The organism is Lysobacter sp. CC-YZS074, assembly GCF_056739745.1.
Map to the genome: position 1 here is coordinate 1,599,129 of NZ_CP200301.1, position 18,206 is coordinate 1,617,334.

The window sequence follows — 18,206 nt, forward strand, 5'->3', positions numbered from 1 at the left end:
CCGACAGGAGCTGTACCGGATGAATGCTTTCGCGCGCGGCCTCGCCGTGATGTTGACCACCACCGCGTTGCTCGGCCCCGTGGCCGTGCCTCCCGCCGCTGCGCAGGACACCGCCGAGCTCGGCACCGATCGCGCCCGCGCCAGCTATATGGTCGGCCACGACATCGCCCGCTCGGTCGCGGCCGCCGCTCCGGACATCGACCTGGCTGCGTTCGAGCGCGCCGTCCGCAACGCGTTCGAGGGGGGCGAGCCGCTGATCGCCGAGGTCGAGGTGCCGACCGTCGGCCGTGCGCTGATGATGCGCATCGCGGCGCGCGCCGGCCGCGCGCCGGCGGACGCCGAGATTCCGGACGTGGACAGGCAGAAGGTCGGCTACCTGGTGGGGGCCGATGTCGGCCGCTCGCTGGTTCCGATCAAGGACGAACTCGACCTGCCGGTGCTGCTGCAGGGCATCCGTGCGACCTTCGCCGGCGGCGATCTGCTGCTGGACGAGGCCCAGCTCCACGCCACCCGTGAAGCCTTCGCCGAGCGCATGCGCGGCCAGATGGCCGAACGTGCCAGGGTGCTGGGGGACCGCAACAAGGCCGAGGGTGCGGAGTTCCTCGCCGCCAACAGGCAGAACAAGGGCGTGTTCACCACGCCGTCCGGCCTGCAATACATGGTGCTGCGCCAGGGGGCCGGCCCGCGCCCGGCGGTGACCGACCGGGTGCGGGTCAATTACGAGGGAAAGCTGCTCGACGGAACGGTGTTCGACAGCTCCTACGAGCGTGGCCAGCCGGCCGAATTCGGGCTGGGCCAGGTGATCGCGGGCTGGACCGAAGGCGTGTCGATGATGCCGGTGGGCGCGAAGTACCGGTTCTGGATCCCCGGTGACCTGGCCTACGGCGCCAAGGGCAGCGGCGACGGCTCGATCGGGCCGAATGCCACCCTGGTGTTCGATGTCGAGTTGCAGGCGATCCTGCCGTAATCGCGCGCCGTTAATTGGCGGCGCGTGAATACGTGCCGTTCATGCTCGTGTCCGCAGAGTGAGCGCCTTCCTGCGCCGGCTCGCCGGCGCGTGTCCTTCCCCGGAGCCCACACGTAATGAAGCAGCCCATGCGCATCGCCGCCCTCCTATCCGTAGCGACCCTGGCCGTTGTCATGGCCGCCTGCCAGCCCGAAAGCGAAACGGCCGCCGGCGACACGGCCGCAGACACCGACGCATCGGCTGACGGCGCGCTCAAGGTCCAAGGTCTCGCCAACGAGAAGGAGCAGGTCAGCTACATGATCGGCCGCGACGTGGCGCGCTCGCTGGAGGAGGTCAAGGACGAGATCGACGTGGCGGTCCTGACCGATGCCATCCGCACCGGACTGGCGGGCGAGGAGTCGCTGATGACCGAGGAGCAGGTCGCCCAGCTGCGGGAAAGCTTCGCGCAGAAGATCCAGGGCGAGCGGATCGCCGAAATGATGGCGACGGCGAAGAAGAACAAGGAGGCCGGCGACAAGTTCCTGGCCGCCAACAAGGCCAAGCCCGGGGTGGAAACCACCGAGTCGGGCCTGCAGTACCAGGTGGTCACCCGGGGCGAAGGCCCTCGTCCCACCGGGGACGACGTGGTTCGGGTGCATTACAAGGGCACGCTGCTCGACGGCGAGACCTTCGACAGCTCCTACGAGCGCGGTGAACCGGCGGTGTTCCCGCTGCCGCAGGTCGTGCCGGGCTGGCAGGAAGGGATCGCGCTGATGCCGGTGGGCAGCAAGTACCGGTTCTGGATCCCGGCCGAGCTGGGGTACGGGGAGCAGGGCACGCCGGGCGGGCCGATCGGGCCCAACGCGGTGCTGGCGTTCGAGGTCGAGCTGCTGGATATCGTCGAGCAGCCGGCGCAGTAGCCGCGTCGAACCGCTGATCGCCCCTGTCGGCGGCGTTGCGCCGGCGGCCCACAAGGACGGAGCACACCTATGCGCGTCACCATTTTCGGCACCGGGTACGTCGGCCTGGTCACCGGTACCTGCCTGGCCGAGGTTGGCCACCACGTGGTCTGTGTGGATGTCGACCAGGGCAAGATCGACGCCCTCAATGCGGGGCAGGTGCCGATCTTCGAGCCGGGGCTGGAGCCGCTGGTCCACGCCAACCGCGAAGCGGGGCGCCTGCGTTTCAGCACCGACGCGGGCGCGGCCATCTCGCATGGCGAGGTGGTGTTCATCGCGGTCGGAACCCCGCCCGACGAGGACGGCAGTGCCGACCTCCAGTACGTGCTCGAGGTCGCGCGCACGGTCGGACGCCATCTCACGCGGCCGGTGGTGGTGGTCGACAAGTCGACCGTGCCGGTGGGCACTGCGGACAAGGTGCGCAGTGCCATCGCGGCGGAATTGGCGGCGCGCGGCGCGGATGTCGCGTTCGAGGTGGTCTCGAATCCTGAGTTCCTGAAGGAAGGCGACGCGATCAAGGACTGCATGCGGCCGGACCGCATCGTCATCGGATCCGACAATCCGGCGGCGGTGGAGACCATGCGCCGGCTCTATTCGGCCTTCATCCGCAACCGTGACCGCATCATCGTCATGGACGTGCACTCGGCGGAGCTGACCAAGTACGCCGCCAACGCCATGCTCGCCACCAAGATCTCCTTCATGAACGAGGTGGCCTGCATCGCCGAAGCCGTCGGCGCCGATATCGAGATGGTGCGCCAGGGCATCGGTTCCGACCCGCGGATCGGCTGGCACTTCATCTACCCGGGCGCCGGCTACGGTGGGTCGTGCTTCCCGAAGGACGTGCAGGCACTCGCCCGCACGGCGCGCCAGGGCGGTTGCCAGACATTGCTGCTGGACGCGGTGGATGCGGTGAACGAGCGCCAGAAGGGGCATCTGTTCGAGCTGATCCAGCGCCACTACCAGGGCGAGGTGTCCGGCAAGACGTTCGCGCTGTGGGGACTGGCGTTCAAACCCAATACCGATGACATGCGCCAGGCGTCCAGTCGGCGGCTTCTCGAACAACTCTGGTCGGCGGGGGCCAGGGTGCGCGCCTTCGATCCCGAAGCCAATGCGGAAGCCCGACGCCTGTATGGTGAGCGCAAGGACCTCGAGTTCTGCGATTCGGACTACGAGGCCCTCGACGGCGCCGACGCCCTGGTGGTGGTTACCGAATGGAAGCAGTTCCGCAGCCCGGATTTCACCCGCATGCGTGATGCGCTCGGCGACGCCGCGATCTTCGACGGCCGCAACCTCTATGATCCGGGGGAGGTCGAGGCTTCCGGCCTGGCGTATTACGGCATTGGCCGCGGGCGGTCGATCCGGCCGCGATCGAGCGGGGGGCAGGTGGAGTGAGCGCGGACGTGGAGCAACGCCTGGTCGATCTGGAAATGCGGCTCGCGTTCCAGGAACATGCACTCGGGGAGCTCAGTGACGCCCTCGCGGCGGCACGCGACGAAGAGGCGCGCAACACCCTGCTGCTGCACCGCGCCCTGGACGAGTTGAAGCAACTGCGGACCTCGCTGGCGACCGGCCCGGTGTCGGCCGATCCTGCGAGCGAGCCCCCGCCGCCCCACTACTGAGTATTGGAAGACCGCGGGCACCCGTCCGCGCCAGTGACGACATGACCGATTCGCTCCGCAACCAGTTGCTTGGCCTGGGCTTCAAACCAAGTCCCGATGCCAAGCGCAATGACGCCGCCAAGCGCGGTGGCAAGCCGAAGCATCTCCCGGCCGCGGGCGGCAAGCCGGACAGGACCGCGCGGAAACCCGGTGCCGGGCAGGCGTCGTCGAAGCCGCAGCGGCACCGCGGCGCGCCTCGTTCGCGCGAGGACATCGACCTCGCCAAGGCCTATGCGATCCGCGCGCAGCGGGAGAAGGAAGAGCGCATCGCGGCCGAGCAGGCGAAGCAGGAAGAGGCGCGCAAGCGCCGTGAGGCGCGTGCGCGGCTGGCCGAACTGGTCAAAGACCGTGCGCTCAACACCGAAGACGCCGACATCGCCCGGCATTTCCCGTACGGCGGCAAGATCAAGCGCGTCTACGTGACCGCCGAGCAGCTCAAGGCGCTCAACGCCGGCGAGCTCGGCGTACTGCAGATGGATGGTCGCTACCTGCTGGTGACGGCGGAGCTGCTGGCGCAGGCGGAGCAGGTGTTCGCCCCGGCCGTCGCGCTGAAGGTCGATCCCGACGCTCCGGTCGGAGATGATCCGTACGCCGACCCGAAGTACCAGGTGCCCGACGATCTGGTCTGGTAGGCGCTGGATGAACGCCCATGGCGAAACGTCCGGCGAACACCCGGACTGTTGTAGGAGCGGCTTCAGTCGCGATCGGGTGCTGGTGTGCCCACGCCGACTCCACGATCGCGGCTGAAGCCGCTCCTACGGAAGCGGGAAACGCCTACTCCGGGTCGTAGTCCAGGTTGGACGCCAGCCAGCGTTCCGCCTGGGCCAGGTCCACGCGCTTGCGGCGGGCGTAATCCGCGGCCTGCTCCTTGGATACCCGCCCGACCACGAAGTACTGACTACGCGGGTGGCTGAAGTAGTAGCCCGACACCGCCGCCGCCGGGGTCATGGCGAAGCTTTCGGTCAGGCGGATGCCGGCGTTCGCCTCCGCGTCCAGCAGGCGGAAGATCGTCGACTTCTCGCTGTGTTCGGGGCAGGCGGGATAGCCCGGCGCCGGGCGGATGCCCCGGTACTTCTCGTCTATCAAGGCCTCGGTATCGAGCGACTCGTCGGCCGCGTAGCCCCAGAACTCGGTGCGCACGCGCTGGTGCAGCCGTTCGGCCATGGTTTCGGCGAGGCGGTCGGCGAGCGCCTTGAGCAGGATGGCGTTGTAGTCGTCGTGGTCGGCCTCGAAGCGGCGCACGTGCTCCTCGATGCCGACGCCGGCGGTGACCGCGAAGGCCCCGATCCAGTCCCGCCGCCCGCTGTCGGCGGGCGCGATGAAGTCGGCCAGGCAGAAGTCGGGCCGCTCCGGCGGCTTGTCGGCCTGCTGGCGCAGGAAGTGCAGGGTGACCGCCTCGCCGTCGACGTCCGCGATCACGTCGTCGCCGTGGCTGTTGGCCGGCCAGAGGCCGAACACGGCACGCGCGGTCAGCCACTTTTCGGCGACGATGCGATCCAGCATCGCCCGGGCGTCGCGGAACAGCTCGCTGGCCTGCGTGCCGACCACCTCGTCCTCCAGAATTGCCGGGTAGCGCCCGTGCAGCTCCCACGCCTGGAAGAACGGCGTCCAGTCGATCAGTTCGACGAGTTCGGCCAGCGGGTAGTCGTCCAGCACGTGCAGGCCCGGCCGGAGGGGCGCCGGCGGCACGTAATCGTTCCAGCCGCCGTCGAAACGCTGCGCACGAGCCTTGTCGAGCGACACCAGGCGCTTGCCGCCGTCCCGGTTGCGATGGCGCTCGCGGATCTCCGCGTAATCCGACGCGTTGGCGGCGACGAACGCATCGCGCAGGTCGATGCTGATCAGCGACTGGGCGACACCGACCGCACGCGAAGCGTCCTTCACCCAGACCGTCGCCGACTTGTAGTGCGGGTCGATTTTCAGCGCAGTGTGTGCGCGTGACGTGGTGGCGCCGCCGATCAGCAAGGGCGTGGTGAACCCCTGCCGCTGCATCTCACGGGCGACGTGGCTCATCTCCTCCAGCGATGGCGTGATCAGGCCCGACAGGCCGATGAGGTCGGCGTTCTCGGCCCTGGCGCGATCGAGGATGACCTGCGCCGGCACCATCACCCCGAGGTCGATCACCTCGAAGTTGTTGCAGGCCAGCACCACGCCGACGATGTTCTTGCCGATGTCGTGCACGTCGCCCTTGACCGTGGCCATGACGATCTTGCCGTTGGACTGGCCGGTGTCGCCGGTACGCAGCTTCTCGGCCTCGATGAAGGGCAGCAGGTGGGCGACGGCCTTCTTCATGACGCGGGCCGACTTGACCACCTGCGGCAGGAACATCTTCCCGGCACCGAACAGGTCGCCGACCACGTTCATGCCGTCCATCAGCGGCCCTTCGATCACGTCCAGCGGGCGTGCGGCCTCGAGCCGGGCGGCCTCGGTGTCCTCGACGATGTACTGGTCGATGCCGTGCACCAGCGAATGGCTCAGCCGCGCCCGCACCGGCTGGTCGCGCCACGCCAGGTCCTCCACCTTCTTCTCGCCCTTGCGGCCCTTGTAGCGTTCGGCCAGCGCGAGCAGGGTCTCGGTCGCCTCGGGGTTGCGGTTGAGCACCACGTCCTCGACCGCGTCGCGCAGCTCGGGGTCGAGATCGTCGTACAGCGGCAGCGCGCCGGCGTTGACGATGCCCATGTCCATCCCGGCACGGATCGCGTGGTACAGGAACACGGTGTGGATCGCCTGCCGCACGGCCTCGTTGCCGCGGAACGAGAAGCTGACGTTGGAAACGCCGCCGGAGATGTGGCTGTACGGGAAGCGCCGGCGCAGCTCGCGCGCGGCCTCGATGAAGGCCACGGCGTAGTCGTTGTGCTCGTCGATGCCGGTGGCGATCGCGAACACGTTGGGGTCGAAGACGATGTCCTCGGGCGGGAAGCCGACCTCGCGCGTCAGCAGCCCGTAGGCACGCGAGCAGATATCGACCTTGCGCTCGACCGTGTCGGCCTGGCCGTCCTCGTCGAACGCCATGACCACCACCGCCGCGCCGTAGCGGCGCACCAATCGGGCCTGGCGGAGGAACTCGTCCTCGCCTTCCTTCATCGAGATGGAGTTGACGATGCCCTTGCCCTGGAGGCATTTCAGTCCGGCCTCGATCACCGTCCATTTCGAACTGTCGACCATCACCGGGACCCGGGCGATGTCCGGTTCGGCGGCGATCAGGTTGAGGTAGTCGACCATCGCCCGCTCGGAGTCGAGCAGGCCTTCGTCCATATTGACGTCGAGCACCTGCGCGCCGTTCTCGACCTGCTGGCGCGCGACCGCCACCGCTTCGTCGAACCGCCCGTCCTTGATCAGCTTGCGGAACTGCGCGCTGCCGGTGACGTTGGTGCGTTCGCCGACGTTGATGAAGTTGGACTCGGGCGTGATCTGCAGCGGCTCCAGGCCGCTGAGGCGTGTCTGGCGGGGAAGGGGAGTGGCCATGTGTCGCGGAGCCTCGTTCGCCACGGGGTCGGTTGGGGCCGGCACGGCTCAGGCCGCATCCGCCAGCCGCGGCACCACCCGTGGCGCCACGCCTCGGACCGCGTCGGCAATGGCCCGGATGTGGTCCGGAGTGGTGCCGCAGCAACCGCCAACGAGGTTGAGCAGGCCGGCCTCGGCGAATTCACGCAGCACGCCGGCCATGTCCTCGGGCGTTTCGTCGTAGCCGCCGAACGCGTTGGGCAGGCCGGCGTTCGGGTGGGTGCTGATGTGCACGTCGGCAACCCGCGCCAGCACGTCGACGTGTGCCCTCAGGTCCCTGGCGCCGAGCGCGCAGTTCAGTCCAATCGCGAGCGGCTCGGCGTGCCGCAGCGAGTACCAGAACGCTTCGGCGGTCTGACCCGACAGGGTGCGGCCCGAGGCGTCGGTGATGGTGCCCGAGACCATCACCGGCAGCCGCGCCGCGCGCGCGTCGAACGCCTCGGCGATCGCGAACAGCGCGGCCTTGGCATTGAGCGTGTCGAACACGGTCTCGACCATCAGAATGTCGGCGCCGCCGTCGATCAGCCCGTCGGCGGCTTCCCGGTACGCATCGCGCAGCTCGTCGAAGCTGATCGCGCGGAAGCCGGGCCGGTTGACGTCGGGACTCAGCGACGCCGTGCGACTGGTCGGGCCGAGCACGCCGATCACGAACCGCGGGCGGTCCGGTGTGGCCGCCCCGGCTGCGTCGCATGCGGCGCGGGCCAGGCGCGCACCGGTTTCGTTGAGTTCGCGCGCCAGGTGCTGCAGGCCGTAGTCGGCCAGCGAAATGGTGGTCGAGTTGAAGGTGTTGGTCTCGACCAGGTCCGCACCCGCGGCCAGGTAGTTGCGGTGGATCGCCTCGATGATTCCGGGCCGGGTCAGGCTCAGCAGGTCGTTGTTGCCGCGCTGGTCGTGCGCGCATCCGCAGCCGGGGCCGTGCACGTGGCCGTCGACGCCATGGTCGCGGTCGAAACCGTCCGCGAAGCGCTCGCCGCGGTAATCGGCCTCCTCCAGCCCGTGCTGCTGGATCATCGTGCCCATCGCCCCGTCGATCACCAGGATGCGTTCATCGAGTGCCTTCAGCAGTGCCTCGGTACGGGTCGGGTCGAGCCAGGGGAGGGCGTTCATGTCGGTGTTCCAGTGGCGGAGGACGGCGCCTACTTGCGCGGCGCCTTGCGCGCGATCAGGGCGATGACCTCGAAGTGCGGCGGGCGCCGCTCGCGGGTGACGGTTTCGCAGCTGACGATCTGGAAGCCGGCCTTCGTCGCGAACTTCGCCAGCTCCTTCTCGCTGAAGCCCAGGTTGACGTGGCCATAGGACTCCACCACCGAGCGGTGTTCGTGCCGCGCCAGGCTGGTCAGCAGCAGCCGGCCGCCGGGCCGCAGCACGCGGGCGGCCTCGGACACCGCCTGCGCGGGCTGGTCGGCATAGGTCAGCGCGTGCATCAGCACCACCAGGTCGAAATGGCCGTCCTCGAATGGCAGCGCGTGCATGTCGCCCTCGCGGACCTCGACGTTCCTGAGCTTGCGCAACCGCTCGGAGGCGGCCAACACGACCTTGGTGCTGGAATCCAGGCAGACGTAGCGGTGCGAATGTGGGGCGAGCAGTTCGGCCAGCACGCCGTCGCCCGAGGCGATGTCGAGCACGTCGCCGGGTTCGAGCAGCGGCAGCGCCGAGCGCGCCATCGCCTCCCAGGTGCGGCCGGGCGAGTAGTGGCGCTCCATGTCGCCGGCGACGGAGTCGGCCCAGTTCTGGTCGGCGGCACGGTTCGCCAGCACCGCCGGCACGCGTTCGGCGTCCTGGCGCAGCAGCGGGTCGTCGCTGCCTTCCCGCAGGGTCTTCCACAGCGCGTGCTGGGCGCCGTCGAGCGCGGCCTCGTCGAAACGGTAGTAGGCCGATACGCCGGCGCGACGGTCGCGCACCAGCCCCGCCTCCTTCAGCTTGGCCAGGTGCGTGGACACTCGCGGCTGGGCCAGTCGGGTGATCGCCGACAGCTCGGCGACGGTCAGCTCCTCGCGTTCGAGCAGGGCCAGCAACCGGACCCGGGTGGCGTCTGCGAATACCTTGAGGCGGGAGGACCAGCCCTCGAGATCCATGCTTGTCTCCGGTGCATTCATGCACCTATCGCGATACAGCGATGAGTTTGGTGCCGAAGGGCACATCGGGTCAAGCGGCGCAGTTCGGCAAACAGGCGGCCGGCGCTACAATTGCCCGATCGCAGCACGTGGCTGCAGACAACCTTTCGCGACAACCGAGGTGCCGACGTGGATTTTCGCTTCACCGAAGAGCAGTTGATGATTCAGGACGTGGCGCGTCGCATCGCGCAGGAGAAGATCGCGCCGAGCGCCGAGCACCACGACCGCACCGGTGAGTTCCCGCTGGAGAACATCCGCACTCTGGGCGAGAACGGCCTGATGGGCATCGAGGTGCCGACCGAGTACGGCGGCGCCGGCATGGACCCGGTCTCCTACGTGTTGGCAATGGTCGAGATCGCCGCGGCCGACGCCGCCCACTCGACCATCGTCTCGGTCAACAACTCGCTGTTCTGCAACGGCATCCTCAAGTACGGCACCGAGGAGCAGAAGCAGAAGTACGTGCGCGCAATTGCCGAGGGCAAGGAGATCGGCGCCTTCGCGCTGACCGAGCCGCAGTCAGGCTCCGACGCCACCGCGATGCGCTGCAAGGCCGTCAGGCAGGCCGACGGCAGCTACGTGGTCAACGGCAAGAAGAGCTGGATCACCTCCGGCCCGGTGGCGAAGTACATCGTGCTGTTCGCCATGACCGACGCCGACAAGGGCGCGCGTGGCATCACCGCGTTCATGATCGACACCGAGCGCGCCGGTTTCGGCCGCGGCAAGACCGAGCCCAAGCTCGGCATCCGCGCCTCCGCCACCTGCGAGATCGAGTTCAACGACTACGTGGTGCAGGCCGACGAGGTGCTGGGCGCGGAAGGCGAGGGTTTCAAGATCGCCATGACCGTGCTCGACGCCGGCCGTATCGGCATCGCCAGCCAGGCCATCGGCATCGCTCGCGCGGCCTACGAGGCGACCCTGGAATACGTGAAAGAGCGCAAGGCCTTCGGCGCGCCGATCGGCACCTTCCAGATGACCCAGGCCAAGATCGCGGACATGAAGTGCAAGCTCGATGCCTCCTTGCTGCTGACGCTGCGAGCGGCATGGCAGAAGGGCGAGTTCGACAAGGGCGGCGCGCGCTTCAGCAACGAGGCGGCGATCGCCAAGCTGACCGCCTCCGAGGCGGCGATGTGGATCACCCATCAGGCGCTGCAGATCCACGGCGGCATGGGCTACTCCAAGGAGATGCCGATCGAGCGCTACTTCCGCGACGCCAAGATCACCGAGATCTACGAGGGCACCAGCGAGATCCAGCGCCTGGTCATCGCCCGCAACGAGACCGGGCTGCGCTGACATGCCCATCCCCGGCTGCCGCTTCGCCGCCGCCTGCCATGTGCAGCGCGGCTGCGATCGCCGCGATATCCCGATCGCCGTACGCGGCGCGGGCGCCCATGACGGGTGCCGTCGCGCCGTTCGCGTGTCTCCCCATCTGCACTGAACCCTGTCGTGGCCTGCGCGAAAGCGCGGGCCTCTCTGCATTGGACGATCCGTTCACATGAGCACCCAACCGAAATCCTCCGCACGCGCCGCCAAGTCCACCGCGGGTGGCAAATCCTCCGCAAGCAAGAAGGCGGCCGCGCCGGCCAGCGACAGGAGCGAGGCGATCTCGCTCAAGCCGATCCTCGAAGCCATCCGCAAGCGCCTGCCAAAGGCGCGCCACCCGGAGGGCGAGGCATTCGCCGGGGCGTTCTACAAGCGCATGGGCGAGGACGAGCTGCCCAAGCACACGCCGGAAGGATGGGCCGCGCTGGCCAGCGATTTCCTCGATTTCGCCAGGGTGCGCCGGGCCGAAACCGCCAAGGTCCGCCTGTTCAATCCGAGCCTGAAGACCCACGGCTGGGAATCGCCCCATACCGTGCTGCAGATCGTCAATGACGACATGCCGTTCCTGGTCGATTCGGTGACGATGGCGCTGACCGAGCAGGGCATCGGTGTCCACGTCCTGGGCCACCCGGTGGTGCGCTCGCGTCGCGACAAGGCCGGCAAGCTGGTCGCCGTCGGCGAGGGCGAGCCCGAATCGCTGATGCACCTGGAGATCGACCGCCTCGATGCGGAGACCATGCCGCAGGTGCAGGAGGCGGTGGAGGTGGTGCTGGCCGACGTGCGCGCGATCGTGCGCGACTGGTCGGAGATGCGCGGAAGGATGGTGCAGGTCGCCGACGAGCTCGGCGAGCGTACGTTGCCGGTGAGCGAGGAAGGCCGCCGGGAGGCGCAGGAGTTCCTGCGCTGGGCGGCCGACAACCACTTCACCTTCCTCGGCTACCGCGAGTACGAGGTGGTCACCAAGGGCGGCGAAGAGCTGCTGTGCGCGGTCAAGGGCTCCGGCCTGGGCCTGCTGCGCGGCCAGGACACCCGCAAGCCGCGCCCGCTGTCGTCGCTGGCGGCCCACTACATGCCGCATTCGGGCTCGGTGGACGCACTGATCCTGACCAAGACCAACGCGCGCGCCACCGTGCATCGTCCCGGCTACATGGACTACATCGGCGTGCTCAGCTTCGGCAAGGACGGCAAGCCGGTGCGCGAGGAGCGCTTTCTCGGCCTGTACACCTCCAGTGCCTACAGCCGCCGTCCCTGGGACATTCCGCTGGTGCGCGAGCGCCACAACTACGTGATGGAGAAGTCGGGCCTGCCGGCCGACAGCCACAGCGGCAAGGCCCTGCGCCACATCCTCGAGACCCTGCCGCGCGACGAGCTGTTCCAGTCCACCGGCGAGGAACTGCTGAAGACCAGCACCGGCATCCTCGGCCTGCAGGAGCGCGTGCGCAGCAAGCTGTTCCTGCGCCGGGACCGTTACGGCCGCTTCTTCTCCGGCCTCGTCTACATCCCGCGCGACCGTTTTAACACCGACGTGCGCCTGCGCATCGAGGCGATGCTCAAGCGCGTGCTGCACGGCGAGCACGTCGACACCACCGTGGTGCTGGGCGAATCGCCGCTGGCGCAGCTGCACCTGCTGGTGCGGCCGAAGTCGGGCGAGGCGATCCAGGTCGACAACGCCGCGATCGAGGCTGAGCTGGCCGAGATCGTCCGCAACTGGCGCGACGACCTGCGCGACCTGCTGGTCGAGCGCCATGGCGAACAGCAGGGCCTGGCCCTGGCCAGCGGTTACGGCCGCGCCCTGCCGGCCGGCTATATCGAGGATGTCTCGGTCGCGATCGCGGCCGACGACGTCGAGCACCTCGCCGCGCTGACCGGCCCGGACGATCTGCGCCTGAGCCTGTCGCGCGTGCGCCCAGGCACCGGCGGGCTGCGCTTCAAGTTCTATCGCCAGAACGACGACATCGCGCTGTCCGACGCGCTGCCGATGATGGAGAACATGGGCCTGCGGGTGGTCTCCGAGCACCCCTACCGGCTCTACGCGCACAGCAGCCTGATGTACATCCAGGACTTCGAGGTCGAGACCAGCAATCCCGACGCCGACATCGCCGACGTTGACGAGAACTTCGAGGAGGCCTTCGCCCGCATCTGGCACGGCGACGCCGAGAACGACGGCTTCAACCGACTGATCCTCGGTGCCGGCCTGTCCTGGCGCCAGGTCGCGATGCTGCGTGCGTACAGCAAGTACCTGCAGCAGGTCGGCGTGCCGTTCTCGCAGAGCTACGTCGAGGAGACCTTCAATCGCTACCCGGTGCTGGCGCGCCTGATGGTGGAGCTGTTCGAGGCCCGCTTCGACCCGACCACCGGCAAGGAGAGCAAGGCCGAGGTCAAGGCCGGCAGCGAGCGGCTGCGCCGCCAGTTCGAGCGACTGGCCGGTGGCGACGAGGCGCTGTTGTCTTCGCTGGACCCGGTGCTGGCCTCGCGCAGCGGCAACCGCGACGTCCAGATCGCCGCCACCCGCAACACCCTGATGAGCCTGCTCGACCGCGTGTCCAGCCTCGACGAGGACCGCATCCTGCGCAGCTTCATCGGCGTGATCGAGGCGACCCTGCGGACCAGCTACTACCAGCAGGGCGCCGGCGGGGCGCAGAAGGGATACGTCAGCTACAAGTTCGACTCGGCCGAGGTGCCGGACCTGCCCAAGCCGCGTCCTTACCGCGAGATCTTCGTCTACGGCCCGCGCGTGGAGGGCATCCACCTGCGCTTCGGTCCGGTCGCGCGCGGCGGCCTGCGCTGGTCCGACCGCCGCGAGGATTTCCGCACCGAGGTATTGGGCCTGGTCAAGGCGCAGATGGTGAAGAACACCGTCATCGTGCCGGTCGGCTCGAAGGGCGGTTTCATCAGCAAGAAGCCGCCGGCCGGCGGTGACCGCGACGCGGTGCATGCCGAAGGCGTGGCCTGCTACAAGATGTTCATCAATGGCCTGCTCGACATCACCGACAACCTCGTCGAGGGCAAGGTGGTGCATCCGGCCAACGTGGTGCGCCACGACCAGGACGATCCGTACCTGGTGGTGGCCGCCGACAAGGGCACCGCGAAGTTCTCCGATATCGCCAACGCCATCGCCCGCGAGCACGGGTACTGGATGGACGACGCGTTCGCCTCCGGTGGTTCGGTCGGCTACGACCACAAGGGCATGGGCATCACGGCCAAGGGCGCATGGGAGTCGGTCAAGCGCCACTTCCGCGCGCTCGGCCACGACACCCAGAAGCAGGACTTCACCGCCGTCGGCGTGGGCGACATGTCGGGCGACGTGTTCGGCAACGGCATGCTGCTGAGCAAGCACATCCGGCTGGTCGCCGCGTTCGACCACCGCCACATCTTCGTCGACCCCAACCCGGAGGCGGCGCGCTCGTACAAGGAGCGCCAGCGCATGTTCAAGCTGCCACGCTCGAGCTGGGACGACTACGACCAGTCGCTGATCAGCGAGGGCGGCGGAGTGTTCGACCGCAGCGCCAAATCGATCCGCATCAGTCCGCAGATGCGCGAGGCGCTCGGCATCGACGGGTCGGTCGCGTCGCTGAGCCCGGTCGAGCTGATGAGCGCGATCCTCAAGTCGCCGGTCGACCTGCTGTGGAACGGCGGAATCGGCACCTACGTCAAGGGCAGCACCGAGAGCCACGCCGACGTCGGCGACCGCGCCAACAACGCGCTTCGCGTCGACGGCCGCGACCTGCGCTGCAAGGTGGTGGGCGAGGGCGGCAACCTGGGCTTCACCCAGCTCGGTCGCATCGAGGCGGCCCAGCACGGGGTGCTGCTCAACACCGACTTCATCGACAACTCGGCCGGCGTGGACACCTCCGACCACGAGGTCAACATCAAGATCCTGCTGAACTCGCAGGTGCAGGCGGGCAAGCTCAAGCTGGCCGAGCGCAACAAGCTGCTGGCGGCGATGACCGACGAGGTCGAGCAGCTGGTACTGACCGACAACTACCGGCAGAACCAGGCGATCAGCCTGATGGAGCGGATGTCGGTGCCGCGGCTGGGCTCCAAGCAGCACTTCATCCGTACGCTGGAGTCGCAGGGGCTGCTGGACCGCCAGATCGAGTACCTGCCGTCGGATGCCGAGATTGCCGAGCGCAAGGCCCGTGGCCAGGGCCTGACCCGGCCGGAGCTGGCGGTGCTGCTGTCGTACAGCAAGCTGGTGCTGTTCCAGCAGCTGGTCGACTCCGACGTGCCGGAGGATCCATACCTGTCGAAGGAGCTGGTGCGCTACTTCCCCGGGCCGCTGCAGGCCAAGTACGCCAAGGCGATGGAGGACCACCGCCTGAAGCGCGAGATCATCGCCACCGCGGTGACCAATTCGATGGTCAACCGCATGGGCGCGACGTTCACCCTGCGCATGCAGGAGGACACCGGCCGCAGCGCGGGCGAGGTCGCCGAGGCGTACACCATCGCGCGCGAGGCGATCGACGCGCGGGCGCTGTGGGCGCAGATCGACGCGCTCGACGGCAAGGTCGCCGAGTCGGTGCAGATCGACGCGCTGCAGACCATCTGGCAGTTGATGCGCTCGATGTCGCGCTGGCTGCTGTCGCGGCCGGGCGAAATGCCGGAGATCACCGCCGCGATGGCGCGCTACGGCGACGGCCTGAAGGCGGTGCGTGAAGCGTTGCCGAGCACGATGTCCGACGTCCGCCGCGAGGAGTTCGTCGCCAGCCTCCGGGACTGGAAGGCCAAGGGCATCCCGAACGCGCTGGCCGAACAGCTGGCCGCCTTGCCGTTGCTGGAGTTCGGTTGCGACATCGTCGAGATCGCCCACGCCCGCAAGCTGTCGCCGGTCGAAGTGGCCCGCGCGTACTTCAGCCTGGGCGCGGCGCTGCACCTGCCCTGGCTGTACGAGCAGATCGAGGCGCTGCCGGTGGATGGCCGCTGGCAGGCGCTGGCCCGTGGCGCGCTGCGCGACGAGCTCGGTGCACAGCAGCGCACCCTGGTCGGGCAGATCCTGGGCAGTGGCGGGCGCAAGCCCGGCGGCGAGAAGGTCGAGGCCTGGCTCAAGCGTGACGACGCGACCCTGCGTTTCACCCTGGCGATGCTGGGCGAACTGCTGAGCCAGAAGACGCTCGACTACCCGACCGTGTCGGTGGTGGTGCGTCGCCTGGCACAGGTGGCGGCCGCGGGCGCCTGACCCGCCGGACGTGGCGGCGGCCTCCGTCGCCGCCACGTCGACATCCCCGCGTTATCCTGCCCCGCATGACCCCGGAGCCGCCGATGACCGCGACGCCCCGCATCGCCTTCCTGGCCAGCCCGGCCGAGGACGCCCAGGCCGCCTGCGCGCAACTCGTCGCCCGCCATGGCGATGTGCCGCCGGACGAGGCGGACGTGCTGGTGGCGCTCGGTGGAGACGGCTTCATGCTGCAGACGCTGCATCGCCATGGCGGGCTCGGCAAGCCCGTGTACGGCATGAAGCTGGGCACGGTCGGGTTCCTGATGAACCACCTCGCGGTGGACGGGCTGCTGGAACGGATCCACGCCGCCGAGCCGGCGGTGCTGCGCCCGCTGGAGATGCTGGCCCAGACCGAATCGGGCGCGGCCGTCGGTTCGCTGGCCTACAACGAGGTCTCGCTGCTGCGCCAGACCCGCCAGGCCGCGCACCTGTCGATCGAGCTCAACGGCCAGACCCGGCTCGACGAGCTGATCTGCGATGGCGTGCTGGTGGCCACCACGGCCGGCAGCACCGCCTACAACTTTTCTGCGCACGGGCCGATCCTGCCGCTCGGCGCGAACGTGATGGCACTGACCCCGATCGCCGCCTTCCGGCCCAGGCGCTGGCGCGGCGCGGTGCTCAAGGCCGACACCGAGGTCCGCTTCCGCGTCCTGGACCCGTACAAGCGCCCGGTCAGCGCGACCGCCGACTCCCACGAGGTCCGCGACGTGGTCGAAGTCACCGTCCGTGAATCGCACGACCGCACGGTGACCCTGCTGTTCGACCCCGAGCACAACCTCGAAGACCGGATCCTCGCGGAGCAATTCACCAGCGGGTGAGGGTGGTCGCGATTTCGTAAGTGATGGCGTGAAGGTACGCGGGGCGCCTCCGGCTTGTTCCGATCAGTCGCTCTCCGATACTCGCCTGGTGATCGGACCACCCGAGAGGGCGTGCCCGGCGGCTTGCTGGCGGCTGGTGGAGAGTGGTGGTTGCGCAAGGCGGCCTCCGGGCAGGCCGATCAGTCGCTCCCCGATACTCGCTTGGTGATCGGCCTACCCGGAGGCCGCTCCCAACAGTCCGGGCTCTTGTAGGAGCGGCTTCAGCCGCGCTCCGGCAATCATTCGCCCGCGGCGCTTCCAGCACCGTCACCACCCGCGCCGACGCTGCTCCCGTACATCACCGAATCCGCCAATCGCCTGTCCCGGCACTTACCGACTCCATGTCGTCCTGTCGGAAGCAGCCCAAAGAGCAAAGGGCTACGGATCGCTGAACCGCGACACCCGCATCCGGGATGTCACGGCTGCTACCCGTACGCGCTGGTTCTCATCCCCCGAGACCACGATCCGGCAAAATGCCCCCATGCCCGACGCCAATGCCGATCCGCTGATCGTCGCGATCTCCTCGCGCACCCTGTTCGACCTGGAGGACAGCCACGCCCTGTTCGAGCGCGAGGGACTGGACGCCTACGCCGCGTTCCAGCGCAGCCACGAGGACGACTTGCTGGAGCCTGGCATCGCCTTCCCGCTGGTGCGAAAGCTGCTCGGACTCAACGAAGGATCGCCACCCGAGGCGCCGCGCGTCGAGGTCATCCTGATCTCGCGCAATTCCGCCGACACCGGCCTGCGCATCTTCAACTCGATCGCCCACCACGGCCTGTCGATCCGGCGCGCCGCGTTCAGCAACGGCGCGCCGCCGTTCCCGTACATCCGGCCGTTTGGCGCCGACCTGTTCCTGTCGACCCACGCCGAAGACGTGCGCAGCGCACTGGCGGCTGGCGTTGCCGCCGCCACGCTGCTGCCGGCCAAGGCGCCGCAGCAGCGCCACGATCAGCTTCGGATCGCGTTCGACGGCGATGCGGTGATCTTCGATGACGAAGGCGAGCGGGTCTCGCGCGAGGGCGGGCTCGCCGCGTTCGCCGAGCACGAGCGCTCGCGTGCCGGCGAGCCGCTGTCGGGCGGGCCGTTCCGGGGCTTCCTCGATGCGCTGCATCGGCTCCAGGCCGCGTTCCCGATCGGTGAAGCCTCGCCGATCCGTACCGCGCTGGTAACCGCCCGCTCGGTGCCCGCGCACGAGCGGGTGATCCGGACCTTGCGGGAATGGGGCATCCGGCTCGACGAGGCGCTGTTTCTGGGCGGGCGCCCGAAGGGGCCGTTCCTGGAAGCGTTCGGTGCCGACATCTTCTTCGACGATTCCGAGCACAACATCGAGTCCGCGCGGGGGCTGGTGACCGCGGGGCACGTGCCGCACGGGGTGGCAAACGTGGTGGTGGAAGTGCGCAAGGTCCGGGAATAAGTCACGGCCCGACGCGCCGTCGGGTCGGGCGTTGGGCGTCGTGTGGCTGCCCCCTTGCGAGGTTGGTCACCGGAGAAGCTCCCGCGCTTTTGCAGGAGCGGCTTCAGCCGCGATCATGGAGCCGGTGCGCGCGATCCGACTATCCGATCGCGGCTGAATTCGCTCCTACAGGCGCCCACGGCGGCGGAGACGTGTCGCGACGCCGTAGGAGCGACGTAA

The 18,206-nt window shown here is 68.6% G+C and carries 12 protein-coding genes; 9 read left to right on the plus strand and 3 right to left on the minus strand.

Features of this window, described 5'->3' with window-relative positions; all coding sequences use genetic code 11:
* Positions 1–19 precede the first annotated feature (19 nt).
* From U8331_RS07205 to U8331_RS07225, 5 genes are all read left to right on the plus strand, one after another.
* Entirely contained in the window at positions 20–967 is a 948-nt protein-coding gene (locus U8331_RS07205; RefSeq protein WP_481130395.1) for an FKBP-type peptidyl-prolyl cis-trans isomerase N-terminal domain-containing protein, read from the plus strand.
* Between the two features lie 116 nt (positions 968–1,083).
* Positions 1,084–1,866, plus strand: coding sequence for an FKBP-type peptidyl-prolyl cis-trans isomerase (locus U8331_RS07210; protein WP_481130396.1), 783 nt, complete (start codon positions 1,084–1,086; stop codon positions 1,864–1,866).
* Positions 1,867–1,935: 69 nt separating this feature from the next.
* The gene (locus U8331_RS07215) at positions 1,936–3,297 is read left to right on the plus strand and encodes a UDP-glucose dehydrogenase family protein (protein WP_481130397.1); all 1,362 of its coding nucleotides are present in this window, start codon (positions 1,936–1,938) and stop codon (positions 3,295–3,297) included.
* A 35-nt stretch (positions 3,298–3,332) separates the two neighbouring features.
* On the plus strand, positions 3,333–3,524 hold the full coding sequence (locus U8331_RS07220; protein WP_481132914.1) for a SlyX family protein: 192 nt from the start codon (positions 3,333–3,335) through the stop codon (positions 3,522–3,524).
* Positions 3,525–3,565: 41 nt separating this feature from the next.
* The gene (locus U8331_RS07225) at positions 3,566–4,195 is read left to right on the plus strand and encodes a DUF2058 domain-containing protein (protein ID WP_481130398.1); all 630 of its coding nucleotides are present in this window, start codon (positions 3,566–3,568) and stop codon (positions 4,193–4,195) included.
* Positions 4,196–4,337: 142 nt separating this feature from the next.
* Here U8331_RS07225 and metH read toward each other — a convergent pair whose 3' ends face one another.
* Genes metH through U8331_RS07240 form a run of 3 tightly spaced genes read right to left on the minus strand, consistent with a single transcriptional unit; the run spans position 4,338 to position 9,142 of the window.
* Positions 4,338–7,028 carry a methionine synthase gene (metH, locus tag U8331_RS07230; protein WP_481130399.1) on the minus strand — a complete coding sequence of 897 codons (2,691 nt, stop codon included), beginning with the start codon at positions 7,026–7,028 and terminating at the stop codon, positions 4,338–4,340.
* Between the two features lie 48 nt (positions 7,029–7,076).
* On the minus strand, positions 7,077–8,174 hold the full coding sequence (locus U8331_RS07235; RefSeq protein ID WP_481130400.1) for a homocysteine S-methyltransferase family protein: 1,098 nt from the start codon (positions 8,172–8,174) through the stop codon (positions 7,077–7,079).
* 29 nt (positions 8,175–8,203) lie between these two features.
* On the minus strand, positions 8,204–9,142 hold the full coding sequence (locus U8331_RS07240) for an ArsR/SmtB family transcription factor (protein ID WP_481130401.1): 939 nt from the start codon (positions 9,140–9,142) through the stop codon (positions 8,204–8,206).
* Between the two features lie 132 nt (positions 9,143–9,274).
* Between U8331_RS07240 and U8331_RS07245 the strand changes: the two genes are divergently transcribed.
* From U8331_RS07245 to U8331_RS07260, 4 genes are all read left to right on the plus strand, one after another.
* Entirely contained in the window at positions 9,275–10,471 is a 1,197-nt protein-coding gene (locus U8331_RS07245; protein ID WP_481132915.1) for an acyl-CoA dehydrogenase family protein, read from the plus strand.
* Positions 10,472–10,673: 202 nt separating this feature from the next.
* Positions 10,674–15,677, plus strand: coding sequence for an NAD-glutamate dehydrogenase (locus tag U8331_RS07250; protein ID WP_481130402.1), 5,004 nt, complete (start codon positions 10,674–10,676; stop codon positions 15,675–15,677).
* A gap of 83 nt (positions 15,678–15,760) precedes the next feature.
* On the plus strand, positions 15,761–16,534 hold the full coding sequence (locus U8331_RS07255) for an NAD kinase (protein ID WP_481130403.1): 774 nt from the start codon (positions 15,761–15,763) through the stop codon (positions 16,532–16,534).
* 520 nt (positions 16,535–17,054) lie between these two features.
* Entirely contained in the window at positions 17,055–17,987 is a 933-nt protein-coding gene (locus tag U8331_RS07260) for a 5'-nucleotidase (RefSeq protein WP_481130404.1), read from the plus strand.
* Positions 17,988–18,206: the final 219 nt, after the last annotated feature.